This window comes from Pseudonocardia sp. CA-142604, from assembly GCF_050948475.1.
Taxonomy (GTDB): domain Bacteria; phylum Actinomycetota; class Actinomycetes; order Mycobacteriales; family Pseudonocardiaceae; genus Pseudonocardia; species Pseudonocardia alaniniphila.
Genome location: NZ_CP192045.1, coordinates 6,314,258 through 6,331,647, shown reverse-complemented (window position 1 = coordinate 6,331,647; position 17,390 = coordinate 6,314,258). Strand labels below are relative to the sequence as shown.

15 protein-coding genes are annotated in these 17,390 nt (G+C 70.1%); 4 read left to right on the top strand and 11 right to left on the bottom strand.

Annotated elements, in window-relative coordinates; translation table 11 throughout:
- The first annotated feature begins 15 nt into the window (after positions 1 to 15).
- Positions 16 to 1,386 carry an MFS transporter gene (locus ACQPZQ_RS28730; RefSeq protein ID WP_433285820.1) on the top strand — a complete coding sequence of 457 codons (1,371 nt, stop codon included), beginning with the start codon at positions 16 to 18 and terminating at the stop codon, positions 1,384 to 1,386.
- A gap of 191 nt (positions 1,387 to 1,577) precedes the next feature.
- Positions 1,578 to 2,186 (top strand): CBS domain-containing protein, encoded by a 609-nt coding sequence (locus ACQPZQ_RS28725; protein WP_433285818.1) that lies wholly within the window; start codon positions 1,578 to 1,580, stop codon positions 2,184 to 2,186.
- A gap of 130 nt (positions 2,187 to 2,316) precedes the next feature.
- Here the strand turns inward: ACQPZQ_RS28725 and ACQPZQ_RS28720 are convergent, their stop codons facing one another.
- The 8 genes from ACQPZQ_RS28720 to ACQPZQ_RS28685 form a co-directional block, all read right to left on the bottom strand.
- On the bottom strand, positions 2,317 to 3,252 hold the full coding sequence (locus ACQPZQ_RS28720; protein ID WP_433285816.1) for a hypothetical protein: 936 nt from the start codon (positions 3,250 to 3,252) through the stop codon (positions 2,317 to 2,319).
- Positions 3,245 to 3,862: an RNA polymerase sigma factor gene (locus ACQPZQ_RS28715; protein WP_433285814.1), complete on the bottom strand. Its 618-nt coding sequence runs from the start codon at positions 3,860 to 3,862 to the stop codon at positions 3,245 to 3,247. Before ACQPZQ_RS28715 ends, ACQPZQ_RS28720 begins: the two co-directional genes overlap by 8 nt.
- Before the next feature lie 162 nt (positions 3,863 to 4,024).
- Positions 4,025 to 5,659, bottom strand: coding sequence for an MDR family MFS transporter (locus ACQPZQ_RS28710; protein WP_433285812.1), 1,635 nt, complete (start codon positions 5,657 to 5,659; stop codon positions 4,025 to 4,027).
- A gap of 49 nt (positions 5,660 to 5,708) precedes the next feature.
- Positions 5,709 to 6,194, bottom strand: a complete 486-nt coding sequence (locus ACQPZQ_RS28705; RefSeq protein WP_433285810.1) for a MarR family winged helix-turn-helix transcriptional regulator — start codon at positions 6,192 to 6,194, stop codon at positions 5,709 to 5,711.
- 83 nt (positions 6,195 to 6,277) lie between these two features.
- Entirely contained in the window at positions 6,278 to 7,456 is a 1,179-nt protein-coding gene (gene mftD, locus ACQPZQ_RS28700) for a pre-mycofactocin synthase MftD (RefSeq protein ID WP_433285808.1), read from the bottom strand.
- Position 7,457: 1 nt separating this feature from the next.
- Positions 7,458 to 8,273, bottom strand: a complete 816-nt coding sequence (locus ACQPZQ_RS28695) for a mycofactocin-coupled SDR family oxidoreductase (RefSeq protein WP_433285806.1) — start codon at positions 8,271 to 8,273, stop codon at positions 7,458 to 7,460.
- 133 nt (positions 8,274 to 8,406) lie between these two features.
- Complete coding sequence (locus ACQPZQ_RS28690) at positions 8,407 to 10,635, bottom strand: sensor histidine kinase (RefSeq protein ID WP_433285804.1); 2,229 nt, start codon at positions 10,633 to 10,635, stop codon at positions 8,407 to 8,409.
- Positions 10,623 to 12,005 carry a hypothetical protein gene (locus tag ACQPZQ_RS28685; RefSeq protein WP_433285802.1) on the bottom strand — a complete coding sequence of 461 codons (1,383 nt, stop codon included), beginning with the start codon at positions 12,003 to 12,005 and terminating at the stop codon, positions 10,623 to 10,625. Before ACQPZQ_RS28685 ends, ACQPZQ_RS28690 begins: the two co-directional genes overlap by 13 nt.
- A gap of 196 nt (positions 12,006 to 12,201) precedes the next feature.
- Between ACQPZQ_RS28685 and ACQPZQ_RS28680 the strand changes: the two genes are divergently transcribed.
- Both ACQPZQ_RS28680 and ACQPZQ_RS28675 read left to right on the top strand, forming a co-directional pair.
- Positions 12,202 to 12,408, top strand: a complete 207-nt coding sequence (locus ACQPZQ_RS28680; protein WP_433285800.1) for a hypothetical protein — start codon at positions 12,202 to 12,204, stop codon at positions 12,406 to 12,408.
- Positions 12,409 to 12,449: 41 nt separating this feature from the next.
- On the top strand, positions 12,450 to 13,748 hold the full coding sequence (locus ACQPZQ_RS28675; protein WP_433285798.1) for a hypothetical protein: 1,299 nt from the start codon (positions 12,450 to 12,452) through the stop codon (positions 13,746 to 13,748).
- Positions 13,749 to 13,793: 45 nt separating this feature from the next.
- Here ACQPZQ_RS28675 and ACQPZQ_RS28670 read toward each other — a convergent pair whose 3' ends face one another.
- From ACQPZQ_RS28670 to ACQPZQ_RS28660, 3 genes are all read right to left on the bottom strand, one after another.
- On the bottom strand, positions 13,794 to 14,432 hold the full coding sequence (locus tag ACQPZQ_RS28670) for an HD domain-containing protein (RefSeq protein ID WP_433285796.1): 639 nt from the start codon (positions 14,430 to 14,432) through the stop codon (positions 13,794 to 13,796).
- 31 nt (positions 14,433 to 14,463) lie between these two features.
- Positions 14,464 to 15,942, bottom strand: a complete 1,479-nt coding sequence (locus ACQPZQ_RS28665; RefSeq protein WP_433285793.1) for a catalase — start codon at positions 15,940 to 15,942, stop codon at positions 14,464 to 14,466.
- Between the two features lie 295 nt (positions 15,943 to 16,237).
- Entirely contained in the window at positions 16,238 to 16,885 is a 648-nt protein-coding gene (locus tag ACQPZQ_RS28660) for a response regulator (protein ID WP_433299404.1), read from the bottom strand.
- Positions 16,886 to 17,390 lie beyond the last annotated feature (505 nt).

Below are 17,390 nucleotides of genomic sequence, written 5' to 3'. Positions count from 1 at the left end.
GGAGCGAGGTCAACGATGTCCCTCGACCCATCCACCCTGCGGCTGCCCGGCTTCGTCGACGAGCGCCGCGTGAGCCGGTTCCAGTACGGAGTGATCAGCCTGTGCGGGTTGGTCATGTTCCTCGACGGGTTCGACACCCAGGCCATCAGCTACATGGCTCCGCACATCGCCAAGGAGTGGGGCCTACCCACGGCGGTGCTCGGCCCGATCTTCTCCTCCGCCCTGGTCGGGCTGATGATCGGCTACCTCGTGCTGTCGCCGCTGTCGGACCGGTTCGGCCACAAGCGCGTCATCGTCGTGGCCGTGGCCGGGTTCGCGGTGTGCACGCTCGTGGCGGTCTGGTCCGCCGGCGTCACCGAGCTGATCGTCCTGCGGTTCCTCACCGGGCTCGGTCTCGGCGCCGCCGCGCCGAGCTGTGTCGCGATGACCGGCGAGTTCAGCCCGAAGCGCCTGCGCGCGACCTTCGTCCTGGCCATCTACTGCGGGTTCTCACTCGGCTTCGTCGTCGCGGGTCTGGTCGCGGGCTGGCTGATCCCGATCCATGGTTGGCGCTCGGTGTTCTGGGTCGGGGCGATCGCCCCGCTCGTCCTCCTGCCGCTGCTGCTGCGCTTCCTGCCCGAGTCGCCGGTCTTCATGCTCCGCCGCGGCCAGGACCCGCAGCGTGTCCACCGGATCTTCCGGCGCATCGATCCCACGCTCGCACCGACGGAGGCGCCGCGGTTCGACGTCGCCGGTGAGGACTCCGGGAAGCGCGCCGCTCTGAGCAGCCTGTTCACCCGGGACCGTGTGCTCGGCACCGCCCTGCTCTGGTTCGTCTTCGCGATCAACCTCGCCGAGTTCTACGCCATGCAGAGCTGGTTGCCGACGATCCTTCAGGGGCTCGACTACGACATGAGCGTGGTGGTCACCACCACGACGCTCACCACCGTGGGCGGCATCGCCGCGGCGTTCATCACCGGGCCCGCGATGGACAGGATCGGCGCCTACCGCACGCTGGGCGTGTTCTATCTCGCGGGAGCCGTGTTCGTCGCCGCGACCGGTATCGCGTTCGGCGCCCCGCTGTGGGTGCTGATGATCGCGAACTTCCTCGCCGGCTGCGCGATCAGCGGTGGGCAGAAGAGCCTGATCGCGCTCGCCGCGGTGTTCTACCCGGCCTCGATGCGGTCCACCGGGGTCGGCTGGGCGCTCGGGATCGGCCGCATCGGGGGGATCCTCGGCCCGATCATCATCGGCGCGGCGCTCTCGGCCGAGTGGTCGGCAGGCGCGGTCTTCTACGCGATGGCCGTCCCGGTGCTGGCGTCCGGGCTGGCGGTGCTGGTGCTGGACCGCCGCTACGGCACCAAAGAAGCCGAACCGACGCACGAGCCGGCCACGGCGGGAGCGTGATCGACGGCACAGAGCGTCGGGCTTCCGCGCACATGGCCGAACGTGTGTGCGGAGGCCGGTCGGTGTGTGCGGTCGGCGAACGACCTGGTGGAGCAGGGTCATTGGTCCGTGTACCGGGAGCCCCACGCCTCCGTGTGGGCAGGGCGAGTCGCGCCTAGCGTCCGAATCGAGGCGATTCCCAGGAGGCGACAATGCGCATTCGCGAGATCATGTCCAGCCCAGCCGTCGTCGTCCCACCGGAGATGCCGGTGAAGGACGCCGCGGCACTGCTCGCCTCGCACAGCTTCACATGCCTGCCCGTGGTGGCCGGGGATGGTCGCCTGGTCGGCGTCGTGGGCGAAGCGGAACTCCTGGAGAACCGCTTCCCGCCCGACCCGCGGCTTCCCCTGGACAAGCGTGCGGACCGGGATCCCGGCGACGTGGTTGCGGATGTGATGGAGCGCGACGTGCTCACGGCGCATCCGCAGGAGGGCGTCGCGGACCTGCTGACCGTGCTCCGGTCGGCGAACGTCAGGTCCCTCCCCGTCGTCGAGGACGGCGTGGTGATCGGCGTGATCACCTACCGGGACCTCGTGCGCGCGCTCGCCCGTGACGACGGCCTGATCGAGGCCGACGTGCGGCGCAGGCTCAACCTGTGCGGAGGGGTGGGCCGCTGGCGGGCGACGGTGCGGGACGGCGAGGTGACGATCTTCGACGAGCGCAGGGACCCCTCCGACCGGAACGCGGCGGTTCGCGTGGCCGAGTCGGTCATCGGGGTCACCCGATGCCGAGTCGTGGAGACGTCGACTCTCGGTGGGTGACGCCGACCCGGTGACACTGCGCCTCGCCGGGACGCGGGCCGGGCGCGGGTTCTACGACTCCTCGCACGTACTCGGTGGTGGGTCGGCTGATCGTGCTCCGCGCCGAACGGCCGAGCCGGTCAGCAGCATGTCACTGCTGTGATGACTTCGCCCCGTTCGAGGCGTCGTGCTCCGACGGGTCCGGCTTCTGCGCCTTGTCGATCTTGTCGCCCTCGTCGTCCGCCCTCCCGGGACCCCCGGCGGAGCGGTCGGACCGCGAGGGGTCGTGTGCCTGCCCGGGAGCGCTACCCGAGTGGCCCGGGGCCGTACCGGAGCCGTCGGATGCGGCGGAGTCGGATGCGGTGCCCGTATGGCCTGGCGCCGACTCGGATCTGCCCGGAGCGTTGCCGGACTGCCCGGACGCTGAAGTGCTGTGCATGTCGGCGCAGTAGGCCGCAACGGCGTCGGGGTCTCCCGCGGCGTCGACCAGCGCGGTGAACGCTTGGCTCTCCGCGGCCTTGCCGGCGTCGTCGGCTGCGGCGGTGGTCCAGGCGTGGCAGAGGCCGGCCAGGGATGGCCCGGTTGCGGGGTCGCTCTGTCCGCCCGCTTGTCCGGCTGCGCCTGCCGGCCGGTCGGAGCCGTCCGGCCGGGCCGTCTCGGCGGGCGCGGACGGGCGTCCCTCGGTGCTGGTGTGCGCGCCGGCAGCGGGTCGGTCCTCGGGAACTCCCGTGGACTGCGCGGCGAGGGCTATACCCCCTGTCGCGCCGGCCACCAGGGCGATCGCGGCGATGGCCTTGGCTGCCAGGATCTTGGAAAGGACTGTGCTGAGCATCGATGTTCTCCGAGGCAGGTGGCTGGGAAGCGACGCGGTTCTCGGTGCGTCGACGAAGGCCGCCAGTGCGGCGCCTTCGCCTGCAAGCTCGCTCGACGTGCCGGGGCCCGCGGCGACGTCGAGCAGGTGACGGAGCTCGGCAGGCCCGTCGCCGCCGTCGAGCAGTCGTTCGGTGGCGGTGCGGGTCAGCCGGACCGGATCGGAGGTGCGCACCTCGTGCCGTCCAGCGCCGTGGCCTCCTGAACCGTTACGCATGCTCGTCACCTGCTGACCACCGGTCCGTCTCCAACCGGCGCGCGAGGCGCCGGAGGCCGCGGTGCGCAGCGACCCGTACGGTGCCGGGGCGCTTGCCGAGCACCCGGGCCGCCGCCGGGGCGTCGAGCCCGACCACCGCGCGCAGCAGGACGGCCTCGGCCTCGGCCTGTGGCAGAGCCAGAATGTGCTCCATCGCCCAACGGGTGGACAGCGCCTCCATCCCCGCGTCGTACGGCTGCCGCGGTTCGGGCACGGCGGCGAGAACGGCGATATCGGCCGGCGACGCGGGACGCCTGGTTCGCGTGCGCGCCGCATCCATCGCCCGGTTGCGGCAGATCGTGCTCACCCAGCCGCGGAACCCGTCGAGATCACCGACGAAGCCTCGCAGGTCGCGCGTGACCTGCAGCCATGTCTCGGCCGTCACGTCCTCGGCCTCGCCGCCCACCAGCACGGTGGCGTAGCGCAGCAGCCGAGGCTGGAGATCCCTGTACAGAACCACGAACCCCGCCTCGTCACCGCGACGGGCCGCATGCAGCGCCTCGTCCAGGTCGGGTTCGGCAGGGTCCGGTTGGGGCCCGGGCGGGGCCATTTCGCCCGCGGCAGCGCGCACGCGTCCTCCACGTCGGTCGGGGACGGAAGGTGCGGAGCAATGGGGGAGCGCAACCGCTGACCGTCCGCCCCCTCAGCGCCGTGGACGCCGAGACCGTTACGCGGCCGGTCCGGCCATTTCGATCGAGGCTCGCGGGCCTGCCGGCGCAGCCAAGCGCCCGGCCTACGCGGCCCCGGCCTCGCGGACGGCCTCGCGCTGCATCTCGATGCCGGTCTTGGTCCGCAGCGGGACCTCCTTGATGGCGAGCACCGCAATCAGGGTGAGCACCGACAGAACGGCTGCGACCAGGAAGATCTGCGACGTGGCGTCGCCGTAGGCGGCCCTGACGATGTCGGCGAGGGCGTCCGGCAGTTCGTTGAGGCTCCCGATCCCGACGCTGCTGGCGTCGCCACCGGCCGGGACCGGTACACCGGCCGTGGTGATGCCGAGCACGGTCAGGTCGGTCACTCGCGCTGCGAGCACGGCTCCCAGCACCGACACACCCACCGTCCCGCCCAGCGAGCGGAAGAAGGAGACCGTCGAGGTGGCCGCACCGAGATCGGTGCCGGCCACCGTGTTCTGCACGGCGAGCACGAGGTTCTGCATCGTCATGCCCATTCCGGTACCGAGCAGGAAGAGGTAGACGCTGAGCAGAACCATGTTCGTCGCGTGGTCGGTGGTGGCGAGCAGTCCGAAGCCCGCGACCATGAGGATCGAGCCGCCGACGAGGAAGCCCTTCCACCGTCCGAGCCGGGTGATGAGCCGGCCGGACAGCGTGGACGAGAGCGTGGAGCCGATGATCATCGGGAGCGTGAGCAGCCCGGCGGCGGTGGGGGAGTAGCCGCGGGCGATCTGGAAGTACTGGCCGAGGAAGACGGCGCTGCCGAAGAGCGCCACCCCGACGGCGATGCTGCCGACGGTCGCCAGCGTGGTGGTGCGGTCGCGGAACAGCCGCAACGGGATGATCGGCTCCTTCACCTTCGTCTCGACGAACACGGCTGCGGCCAGCAGGGCGACACCGATCCCGGCGAGCAGCAGCGACGTTCTCGACCCCCACGCGAACTCGGTGCCCGCGAGTGTCACCCAGATCAGCAGGTCACAGACACCGCCGGCGATGAGGGCCGCGCCGACGTAGTCGATGTGGACGGGGCGCTTGATCACCGGGATGTTGAGGGTGCGCTGGACCACGATGAGCGACACCAGCGCGAGCGGGGCGCCGACGAAGAAGCACCAGCGCCAGCCGAGCCAGCTCGTGTCGACGATGACGCCGCCGATCAGTGGTCCGGCCACCGTGGCGACGGACATCACGCCTGCGATCGGCCCGGTGTAGCGGCCACGCTCCCGGGGGCTGATCATCGCCGCGATGGCGATGACCACCAGCGCCTGCAGCCCGCCGAGCCCCAGGCCCTGCACGGTCCGCCACGCGATCAGGGTGTCGACCGACTGCGACAGACCGGCGAGCACCGAGCCCACCGTGAAGATCAGGATGGCGAGCTGGACCAGCAGCTTCTTGCTGAACAGGTCGGCGAGCTTGCCCCAGATCGGGGTGCTGGCTGTGGACGACAGCAGGGTCGCGGTGATCACCCAGGTGTACTGGTGCTGCGTCCCGTGCAGATCGGTGATGATCGTCGGCAGCGCGTTCGACACGATCGTCGAGGACAGGAACGCGGTGAACATCGCCAGCAGCATCCCGGAGAGTGCTTCCAGGGTCTGCCGGTGCGTCATCCGGTCGCTGTCCTCGGCGGATGACGGTTCCGCTGGATCGCGGGGTAGGGCAGTGGGCTGGGTGTCGGACACCCCGTCGGTAGACGTGGCCAAGGTCGTTCTCCTCGTACTTCGAGTGTTCGGCGAGCGGCCGCCGGTCGCGTCAGCGCGCGGCGGGCGTCGTCGGGTGGGGGAGTGTCGGGCGGGACGGGGCCGGCGCCGACTGCCGAAGATCGTCGGCGAGCCGATGGAGCGACGTCACCAGATGGTGGGCGTCGTCGTCGTCCCAGTCCTCGAGCGCCTGTGCGACCCATCCGATCCACTCGCCCCGGTACCGGGCGATGGCATCGCGTCCTGCGTCCGTGATGCCCAGAAGCTGTGCCCGGCCGTCGACCGGGTCGGGCCGGCGGGCCACGAAGCCCGAGCGCGCAAGCGTCGCGACCTGCCGGCTCACCACCGACGGGTCGACGCAGAGGCGTTCGGCCAGCTCGCCCATGCGCTGCTCCCCGTGCCGGTCGAGAGCGACGAGCGTGGTGACGGACGCGCCGGGCAGATCACCGAACAGCGCAGCTTGTCTGGCGCCCCGTCCTGTACGGACGATCGTCCGCAGCGCCTCGATGAGATCCGCGGCGGTCGTCGACGCGATCACTGTCCCCCTCCATGGTTGATACATGCAAACTAACTCAAGTTAGTTGTATGTAGCAACCTTCAAAAGTGTGGTTCTGACGAGCCCTACTTCTGCACGGCCCGCGTGAAGCCCTCGGGGACGACGAGGTCGTCGGGGCTGAGCTCGTGGATCGAGGTTCGGCCCAGGCCGAGGAGGGTCTCGTCGATTCCGCTGCGGAGGATGGCGAGGACGTTGGCGACGCCCTTCTCGCCGCCTGCGGCCATGCCCCACAGGTAGGCGCGTCCGATCATGACGGCGCGGGCGCCGAGTGCGAGGGCTTTGACGACGTCGCTGCCGCGGCGGATGCCGCCGTCGAGGAGGATCTCGATCTGGTTGCCGACGGCGTCGGCGACGGCGGGCAGCAGCCGGATCGTGGCCGGGGTGGAGTCGAGGTTGTTGCCGCCGTGGTTGGACACCGAGATCGCGGTGGCGCCGATGTCGACCGCGCGACGGGCGTCGTCGGGGTGGGTGATGCCTTTGAGCATGAACGGCCCGCCCCACTGCTCGCGCAGCCAGGCGAGGTCCTGCCAGGTCGGCAGGGGAGTGGACATCCACTGTCCGTAGGCGCCGAAGAATGTGGGCACCTGTTCGCCGGGTGCGACGAGGTTGGGCACGCCGAGGTCGGGCAGCTTGCCGTGCTTGAGCCACTGCAGCAGGTAGGCGGGCTTGAGCGCCACCTGCGGGGCGTAGCGCGCCATCGCCTTGAGATCGAGCTTGTCGGGGATGAAGGGGCTGCCCCAGTCGCGGCGTGAGTCGAACACCCAGTCGAGCGTGACGATCAAGCCCTTCGCGCCTGCGGTGCGGGCGCGTTCGGCGCGGGCGAGGATGGCGTCGCGATCGCCGACCCAGTAGGTCTGGAAGAAGAGCTTGTCGTTCGCGGCGGCGACCTCCTCCACGGGCTTGGACGCGAACGAGGACAGGCCCATCGCGGTGCCCGCGCCCGCGGCCGCGCGGGCCACGGCGACCTCGCCGTCGGGGTCGACGGCCTGCACTCCGGTGGGGGAGATCAGCACGGGAAAGCTGACCTCTTGGCCCATCACGGTGGTGGCGAGCTCGCGGGCCGCGGGCAGGTCGGCGACGTGCGGACGGAAGCCCAGCTCGGCGAAGGCGGCGACGTTGTCGTCCATCGTGACGCCGGCTTCGGCGCCCGCCACGAGTGCGAGGTAGACGCCCTTGGGCAGTCGCCGCTTCGCGCGCCGCTGCGCTTCCGCGACCGTCTCGAACCAGTCCCTCGTGCTGGCCATCTCAGAACTCCGTCACGCCGGCGTCGGGCGCGATCTCGTGCGCCGTGACGTACTTCGACTCGTCGGAGGCGAGGAACAGCACGGTGTCGGCGACGTCCTCGGGTTCCGTGCCCTCGACGGGCAGGAGGTTCGTGAACATCCCGCCTAGGCGGGGGTCGCCCGCGATCACCCTGCCGAGCACGGCCTGCATGTCTCCGGAGCCCATCGGGGTGTTCACGCCGGTCGGGTGCACGCTGTTGACCCGGATGTGGTGCTGGGCCAGTTCGGCGGCGAACGCCTTGGCCATGCCGCGCACGGCGAACTTGCTGGTGGTGTAGGGGACCATGAACGGCTGCACCTTCAGGCCTGCGGCCGAGCTGATCAGGATGACGGAGCCGCCGCCCGCGGTGACGAGGTGCGGGGCGCCCGCCATGACGGTGTTCCACACGCCGGTGACGTTGGTGCTGATCGTGTCGTCGAAGATCGCCGGGGTGACCTCGTTCCACGGCGCCGGGATGCAGATCCCGGCGTTGGCCACCACGATGTCGAGCCGTCCCAGCTCGGCGACCGCGTCGTCCACGGCCGTGCGCAGGGCGCCCAGGTCGCGGACGTCCAGCTGGCCGGTGATCACCCGGCGGTCGTGCTTCTCGACCAGGCGGGCGGTCTCGTCGAGGTCCGCGGGCGTCGCCGAGTCGTAGGCGACGCCGGGCAGCGGCGCGCACACGTCGATCGCGATGATGTCGGCGCCCTCGTGAGCCAGTCGCACGGCGTGCGCCCTGCCCTGCCCTCGTGCGGCGCCCGTGATCAGCGCGACCTTGCCTGCGACGCGTCCTGACATCGTCTCTCGCTCCCTCGGGTCGGTGGCTGACGCCTGCACAAGCGTGGCACCGCAGCGCTACCGCGCCTTTTTGGCATCGAGTGCCACTATAGGGACGACTGTCCGATGTGCACCCACCGACACGGAAATGTGATCAGTGCCGGGAATGACGTCGCATCTCCGACTCGGACAGGCCCGACCGGTCGGCAGGCAGTGGCACGCAGCCCTCGACCGCCGTGCCGGCCCCCGGCCGCGAACGCACCTCGACCCGGCCGCCGACCGCGCGCATCCGGGCCTGCACGTTGCCCAGCCCGCGGCCCGGCGAACCGGACCTCGCACCCTGGTCGTATCCCGGGCCCTCGTCGCGCACGGTGAAGCACAGCCGACCGTCGACCGTCGCCAGGCGCACCAGGACGTCCGCGCCCGGCGCGTGTTTGCAGGCGTTGTTGACCGACTCCAGGCAGCAGAAGTACACGGCGGCCTCGACGGGGGCGGGGAACCGACGGCCGGCGTCGAGGCCTGCGACGTCCAGCACGACCGGCGGCACGCTCAGAAGCTCGCGCTCCAGCGCCGCCACCAGACCGCGTTCCGCCAAGACCGGTGACGACACGCCGGTTGCCGTGGCGGCGAGCACCGCCTCCGTACTCCCGATCTGCTCGGCGATCTGGTCGAGCCGGTTGCGTGCCTGCTCGAACTGCGCCGTCTCGACCTGGTGCTCGGCCAGGCCGAGGGTCAGACGCAGGGACACCAGACGATGCTGCGCGCCGTCGTGCAGGTCACGCTCGATCCGGCGTCGTTCGCTGTCCATCTCCGCGATCGTCCGGCGCCGCGACACCGCGATGTCCTCGGCGCGCGCGAGCACCGCCCGGAGCTGGCGGTCGAGCGCGATCCCGGCCCGGTTCGCCTGCATCACCACCCCGAGGCTGTCGGCGATGTCCGTCAGCAGGCGCCTGCGTTGCGCGTACAGGCCGACGACCGCGCCGCGGTCCACGGCGATCGACCCGATGCGCTCCTCGCCGTGATGTACGGGCACCTCGATGAGGTCGTCGATGCCCGGGTCGGTGCCGGCCTCGGCCCACGAGTAGGTGCGGTCGCGCAGCCCGGGCCGGATCACGGTCAGCCGGCACATGGTCGCCCCCAGGCCCCGTGCGACGGCCTCCGCGACCCGTGCCAGATCCGGTCCGTCCCGTGGGGTGGAGCGCGACAGCTCCGTGATTCCGGCGAGCACGTTGTAGGGGGTCGGCCGGGTTCCGTACAGCAGCCGGTCGACCAACCTCTCGGCGCGAACGTGCACGGGGAGGAACGACAGCGCTTCCAAGGCCGTTGCGAGCACCGCGACCACGACGACACCGCCGATGATGCCGGCGCTGACCATGACCCCGGCGATCACGCCGGCGATCGCCTCGACGACCGCGAACTCGCCGCCGACCAGCGCCACCACCAACGTCGCGGCCAGCCACAGGCTCAGCACGCGCTCCGCGGTCCACAGGCCGGTCCGTCGGGTGACCACCAGTACCGCTGCAGCGACCGCGGACGACGCGAACCGTGCGAACCAGAACAGCAGCGCTGTCGGCTGCTCGATCCCGCCTGCCGCCTGCGCCGTCTGATCGTGGACGAGGGGGCCGGTCCACCCGAGCTCCCACCACATCTGAGTGATCAACCCCAGCACGGCGGCCACCGGGAGCACGGCTGCCACCACGGTGAACAGCAGCCGGGCCTGGGTGCGCTGCTCGGAGGTCAGACCGGTGCCGACACGGTGTCGCGGTGTCACGGCCAGCGCGATCACCGGGACGAGGAATCCGAAGAAGACCACGCAGCCGAGCGTGCGCGGCAGCAGGGCGGTTCCGATGCTGACGAGCAGGAGCACGCCCAGACCTGTGGCGATCAGGCCCCGGCGCAGTCCGGAACCGGCCAGCGGGAGCTGCCCCGAGGGGAAGAGCAGCAAGGCCAGGACGTAGGACGCGCACGCGATAGCAGGCAGGACCACGAGGTACAGGCCCTCGACGGGCAGGCCCGTCGTCGCCTGGAGCGCGACCGCTCCCGCGTACGCCTGCAGGTTGAACGCGCCGGCCGACGCGATCATGGCGACGGCCAGCAGCCGGATGGGCCGGCCGTGACGATGTGAGGCCAGCAGAACTGCGGCGACGATGAGGTTGAGCACGCTGAACGAGTAGTCCAGGAGAGCCTGATCGAGCGGTTCGCTGAACGGCTTCGCTTCGAGCACGGCCCGGGCCCAGCCATCACCGCGCGCCGCGGCGTCGGCGAGCAGTACGAGGGCACCGCCCACGAGAAGGCTGATCGAGAGGACGACGCACGCCACGAGCACCACCGCGTACCCCACGGTGGCGGGCCGGGACGGGCCGAGCTCTCTCACCGCATCCACGCCTCCACGGAGGCCTGCCCGACCTGAGGCTCGAGCCGGTCGGGCAACCAGGCGTCGAGGATGACCACGCGCGCCGTCCCGTGCGCCGCCGCGCCGTCCGAGCCCGCGGTGGACGTGGTCGTATCGGCTTCGGCGGCGTGATCGATCAGTTCGAGCTCCCCTCCCAGCGCCGCGAGTCGCTCGGCGTCGCCGGCGAGCGCGTCACGCACCTGCTGGGCAGCGACGACGGGCGTCGTGTCCTCGACATGCACGCTCAACCGGCCGTCGGCATGTTCGAGGTGCACCAGCAGCTCGTGCTCGGCGGGACGGCCTGCGAGCTGCTGGATCGCCGAGGCGGTGAGGTAGTAGATCCCGGACTCGACCTCCCAGCTCAGCCGCCTGCCGAGGTCGCCGGTCAGCCGCACCGCCCGTGGCAGGTCCGCGGCCAGCTCCTCGAGAGCCGCCATCGGGCCCTGGTCGCGCAGAACCGCCGGGTAGACGCCACGGGCGATCACCCGGAACCGGTCGATCAGATCCTCGAGCCCGACGCGGGCCCGCTTCAGGGCATCCATCGCCGTTCCTGCCCGTTCCCGCCCCGGGGTGAGGACGGACCGCGCCCCGACCACCTCGTCCCGCAGTGCCGCGAGCCGATCGACGGTCGCGTACCCGAGCTCCACGACCAACCGGCGTCGTTCGATCTCGCGGGCGTGAGCGAGACGTTGCTGGGACGCCTCGAGCTCGGTGGCCAGGTCGTCGGCCCGGCGGATCCGTTCCGCCAGCTCGGCGTTGAGCGCGACGCTGCGCAGCAGCAGACCTGCCCCGTTCGCCACGTCGTGCATCAGCCTCTTGTCCTCCGGGGTGATCGCGGCGTCCGGCTTCCCGATGGCCAGCACCGCGCGCAGCACCGGCCCGTCGAGCACCGGCACGACGTAGTCGGTGTCAGGTCGGCTGAGCAGGACCGCGAGGCTCTCGACGGTCGGTGGTGCGGTGTCGTGGGGAGGCTGGGCCGCCGCGCTGACGAGGCGGTCGTCGACGGCCAGCCATACGACGGTCCGGCTCGCCCCGGTGCCGCTCGCCACCACCTCCGTGAGCCCGGGAAGGGCCTGCTCGAGGGAGCCCGCGCGGATACGTGCCGCAGCCGCCGCCAGCGCGGAATACGGAGTCACCTCGCGGTGGTGGGTCAACCGGCCGACCAGACGGTCGACCCGCGGCCGCACCAGCCCGAGACCCACCACGCACAGCGCGGCTGCCACGAAGGGCAGCAGCACGGCGAACGACGCGGCGGATCCGAGCACCGTGCCGCCACCCCGCACCACGACCGTCAGGACCACGGCCACACAAATGCTCACCAGCAGCGGCCGCGCCAGCTGCGCCACAATCGTCCGGTTCATCCCGCACCACCGGTCTCAGCCGGATCCGTCCGGCTGCTACACGCTAAACGCCCTTGTGGCCGTGGCCAAGGATGCTGCGGAAAGTAGGGTTTGCCCCCTCTGGCATGGGGTTCTCCCGAGTCGTTCGGGGGTGTACTCCATCGCGGCGTCGACGCCGAGCGGGCACCCTCATCTCGGAATGAACACAGGAGACGCCATGGCGAAGAACCTGAGCTCCGCCGAGCTCGACGCCGAGCACGTCGAGCTGCTGCCTGCCCGCACTCTCGTGACGACCTTGCTCATCCCGGCCCCGACGACCGGCACCGGCGTCGTCAGCGCGCTCAGCAGCGGCGTCGACAGCGCTGCTCAGACGCCGTGCAATGACGTTCCGTGGTGGTCTCCGAAGCCGCCGGGCTGCAAGTGATGACGTCTCGGACGACCCCCGGGCGTCCGAGGAGACCCCCGATGAGCCCCACCGACAGCGCACTCGTCGCTCGCGCATCGACCGCCCCCCGACCGGCCGATGGCACCGAGTTGATCGGGCAGTACTCCGGCTCGGGCTTCACCGAACCCCGTTACCTGGCCTGCCGCGGCGACGGGCAGGTCGTGCAGCTCTCCGAGCGGGTGTTCCGGCTGGCCAGGCTGGTGGACGGGCGCCGCGATCTCGACGAGCTGGCCGCGGCGCTCGGCGCCGAGATCGACCGGACGGTCACCGCGACGCAGGTGGCGTTCCTGCTCGACAACAGGCTCCGCGCGGCCGGTCTCGTCGCCTCCGACGCCGGGCCGTCGCTCCCGGCCTGTCCGGATCCGTTGCTGATGCTCAGGCATCGGGCGCGGCTCGTGCCCGGACGCCTCGTGTGGGCGATCGCCGGGGTGCTCGGGCCCCTCTTCGCCTCCCCGGTCGTGGCCCTGATGCTCGCCGGGTTCGTCGCCGTCGACGTCCTCATCCTCGCCGGTGGTGGCTTCAGGCAGATCCTGCCGGCCGTCCGGGCGTTCAGCGACCAGCCTGCGCTGACGGTCCCGGTGCTGGCGGTGATCCTCGCCGTGGCCGCGTTCCACGAGTGCGGCCACGCCGCCGCGTGCCGCTACGGCGGTGCCCGGCCCGGAGCGATGGGCATCGGGCTGTACCTGGTCTGGCCGGTGTTCTTCAGCACGGTCACCGACGCCTATCGCCTCGGCCGAGCGGCGCGGCTGCGCGTCGATCTGGGCGGGGTGTACTTCAACGCCGTCGCCATGACCGTGATCGGCGTGGCGTACCTGACCACCGGTTCACCATGGCTGCTGGTCGTGTTGGTGGCCCTGCACATCGAGACGATGTGGCAGTTCCTGCCCTCGGTGCGACTTGACGGCTACTACATCCTCGCCGACCTCGTCGGCGTCCCCGATCTGTTCGCCCGCCTCGGCCCGATCCTCCGCAGCGTGCTGCCCGGAGGCGGCGACCACCCACGGGTGGCCGAGCTGACACCGGTGACCCGCCGCGTCGTCGCCTGTTGGGCGGCGCTGACCATGGCGTTCCTGGGTTGCTGGAGCGTCATGGTCGTCGTGCTCGCGCCGCAGGTCCTGCCCGTCGTGTGGGCAGCGCTGCTCGGGCACCTCGGGACGACGGCCAGCGCAGTCCAGGCCGCGGACGTCGCCGCCGCCGCGCTCGGCGCTACCCAGCTGGCGCTGCTCGTCCTGCCCTACGCCGGCCTCACCCTGATCGCCGTCACCCTCGGACGCCGACTCTGGAGCACCGGCTTCCTCGGCGGATGGCGGCGCCCGTAGTGCGCAGGTTGCGGCCGCAGTTCTGTCGCGGTGTGTGGTCGACCCTCACTCGGGCCAATCGGAACTCATGATGATGTCGACGAAGTCCTCACGGACGAAGCCGGGCACGAAATGTGCGAGCACATCGTCGTTCATGGTGCCGAACGTGCTGGAGGGGCGATCCTTCATGCCGTCGGTGAAGGCGCGCAGGATTTCGCGTTTGAAGTTCGGCCGAGGATGCGCCTCGACCACCTCGGCGATGTTCTCAGGGCTGATCTCGTCGAGGTCCCAACCCAGGACGTCGGTCTCCACCCCTGCGCTGACGAGCGAGGTCTCAGGTTCGAGATGGTTCGGGACGCCAGGCGTGGTGTGGAGGGCGATACCCAGCCAGACGGCGCGGGCATCGGCCGAGCTGTGCCCGTGGTCGAGCAGGAAGTCCCGGGCCAGGTCGGCGCCGTCCACCTCGAAGCGCTGGTCGGTGCTCCGATAGCGCTCGGTCAGCCCGAGGTCGTGGAACATCGCACCGACGTAGAGCAACTCGGGGTCCACCTCGAGCTTGCGATGCCGGCCCTTCAGGCTGCCGAACAGGTACACGCGCCGGCAGTGGTTGAACAGCAGCGGTGAGCCGGCCTCGCGAACCAGGTCGGTGGCCCCACGGACCAGAGCCGTATCCGGGATGGTGACGTCCGCGATCGTTTCGTTCATCGATTGACCTTTCGTCGTCTTCCTCTCTGGATCAGTCGAGGGCCGCGATGGCTTCGGCGACGCCGGTGCCGTAGTCGGGGTCGGCTTTGGTGCAGTGGTCGATCCAGCGTTGTTTGATCTCGGTGGGGACGCCGATCATGGCGCGTGCGGTGTTCTGGCACAGTGCTTGTTGCTGGTCTGGGTTCATCTTTCGGTAGAGGTTGCCGGGCTGGCTGTAGTAGTCGTGGTCGTCTTGTCGGAAGTCCCAGTGGTCGGCGACTGCGCCGATGGGCTCTGGTGGGTTGCGGTAGCCGGGTTGTTCCTGCCACACCCCGTAGCTGTTGGGTTCGTAGTGCAGGGTGCTGCCGTAGTTGCCGTCGACGCGCATGGGGCCGTCGCGGTGGTAGCTGTTCACGGGTGCTCGTGGGGTGTTGACCGGGATCTGGTGGTGGTTGACGCCGAGGCGGTAGCGCTGGGTGTCGCCGTAGGAGAAGAGTCGTCCTTGCAGCATCTTGTCGGGTGAGAAGCTGATTCCGGGGACGACGGCGGCGGGGTTGAACGCGGCTTGTTCGACGTCGGCGAAGTAGTTGTCGGGGTTGCGGTTGAGTTCCCATTCGCCGATCTCGATCAGTGGGTAGTCGCTCTTCGGCCAGATCTTGGTGAGGTCGAAGGGGTGGTAGGGCACGGTCGCGGCGTCGGCTTCGGGCATGATCTGGACGCACAGTTTCCAGCGTGGGAACTCACCGCGTTCGATGGCCTCGTAGAGATCGCGTTGTGAGCTCTCGCGGTCTCCGGCGATGACGGCGGCGGCTTCGGCGTCGGTGAGGTTTTTGATTCCTTGTTGTACGCGGTGGTGGAACTTGACCCAGAATCGTTCGTTGTCGGCGTTGATGAAGCTGAAGGTGTGTGATCCGAAGCCGTGCATGAAGCGGTAGGAGGCGGGGATGCCCCGGTCGCTCATGATCATGGTCACGACGTGTAGTGACTCGGGCAGGGAGCTCCAGAAGTCCCATTGGTTCTTCGGGCTGCGCATGTTGGTGCGTGGGTCGCGTTTGATCGCGTGGTTGAGGTCGGGGAACTTGAGGGGGTCGCGGAAGAAGAACACCGGGACGTCGTTGCCGACGAGGTCCCAGTTGCCCTCCTCGGTGTAGAACTTCGCGGCGAATCCGCGGATGTCGCGGTCGGCGTCGGCGGCTCCGCGTTCGCCGGCGACGATCGAGAACCGGACGAACATCTCGGTGGTCTTGCCGACCTGTGCGAAGAGTTTCGCTTTGCTGTAGCGGGTGATGTCGTTGGTGACGGTGAAGGTGCCGAATGCTCCGGAGCCTTTGGCGTGCATGCGGCGCTCGGGGATGACCTCGCGGTCGAAATGGGCGAGTTTCTCCAGGAACCAGATGTCTTGCAGGAGCATCGGGCCGCGGGGGCCGGCTGTCTCGACGTTCTGGTTGTCGGGCACGGGCGCGCCTGCGGCGGTGGTCAGCTTGCGTTCGACCGGCCGGCCGTTGCCGGTGGTCGCATCGTCGTCGGGCATGGGCCTCTCCGTGTGTTCTCGTGGCTGGGTGGGTCAGATCGGAATCACCGGTGGCGGCGTGCGGCGCGGGTCGAGGAGGCTCGAGATCGATCGGTGCACCGATCGTCAACCTCCTTCTCCGGAGCGTCGACACATACCTCGCCGTGGGAGACCAGTCTTCGGCCGGTGGGTGCTCCGGCGCCCCCGGGTGAGTCCCGGGGTTCTCACCGCCGGCCACGGGAAAAGTCCGGGGTGGCGCACCCCCGGGAGTGGTGGGCGGCGCGGCGCACGGGTCCGCCCGGTTCGAGTTGCCGGGTCAGCTCTGGAGGTACCTGAGCACTGCGAGCACCCGCCGGTGCTGTGCGGCGTCCGACTGACGCAGGCCGAGCTTGCTGAAGATGCTCGTCACGTGCCGTTCGACCGCAGGCACCGAGACGACGAGATTGGCGGCGATGCCGGCGTTCGAGCGTCCTTCGGCCATCAGGGCGAGCACGTCGCGCTCGCGCGGAGTCAGATCGTCGAACGGGCTGCTGACGCGCTTGCGGATGACCAGCCGTTCGATGACGTCCGGGTCCAGGGCCGACTCGCCGGCAGCGACGCGGCACACCGCGTCGACCAGGATCTGGGGACAGGCGACCTTCTCCTTGAGCAGGTATCCCACGCCCTCCGGCCGTTCGCCGACGAGCTCGCGGGCGTAGTGGGCCTCGAGGAACTGCGAGAGCACGACGACGCCGATGTCCGGCATCGTTGCGCGGATCTCCAGTGCGGCGCGGAGCCCGTCATCCTCGAGGTCAGGGGGCATGCGGATGTCGGCGATCACGACGTCCGGATGGTGCGTGCGAGCCGCGTCGAGCAGGTCCGGTGCGTCGACGGCCACGCCCACCACGTCGACGCCGGCGCGTTCGAGCACGCGCACGATGCCCTCTCGGACCAGCGCCTGGTCCTCACCGACGACGACGCGCAGATGTCCGGTCATCGGCCGGGCTCGGAGTGTCCGACGGGCCGGTCGGCGGGGTGAACGGCCGGACCGTTCGGCCGGGCTGAAGCGTGACCGTGGCACCGGCGGTACGGGCACGGGTGCCCTCCCTCCTCACGCACGCCCACCTCCCGGTTACCGCGGTTCCTCCCTCTGAAATCGGAGCATATCGTCCGGTTACCTGCAGCCTTCCGTTCTCGGAACGTCGGTACGCGCACACTGACGCCGGGCCCACCGGGGATCGGTGATCCCGGACATCGCCCACACATCTGCGATCTTCATCATCGAGGCCGGCGAACCGAGTTGGAAATCCCGCAGCCGGTGTGGATCATCACCCACAACGCTCCCGAGGAGTCGCCGGCGCGGATCGCCGGTTTTGTCCATCACTGTGGGGATCGCCCTACGGGTGAGGGTCGGCCTGCCTCACGGAACATTTGAGCTAGCTCAATGGACATGGGTGCCGGCTGCGGCTGAGGATAGCGGGGTGAGAAAC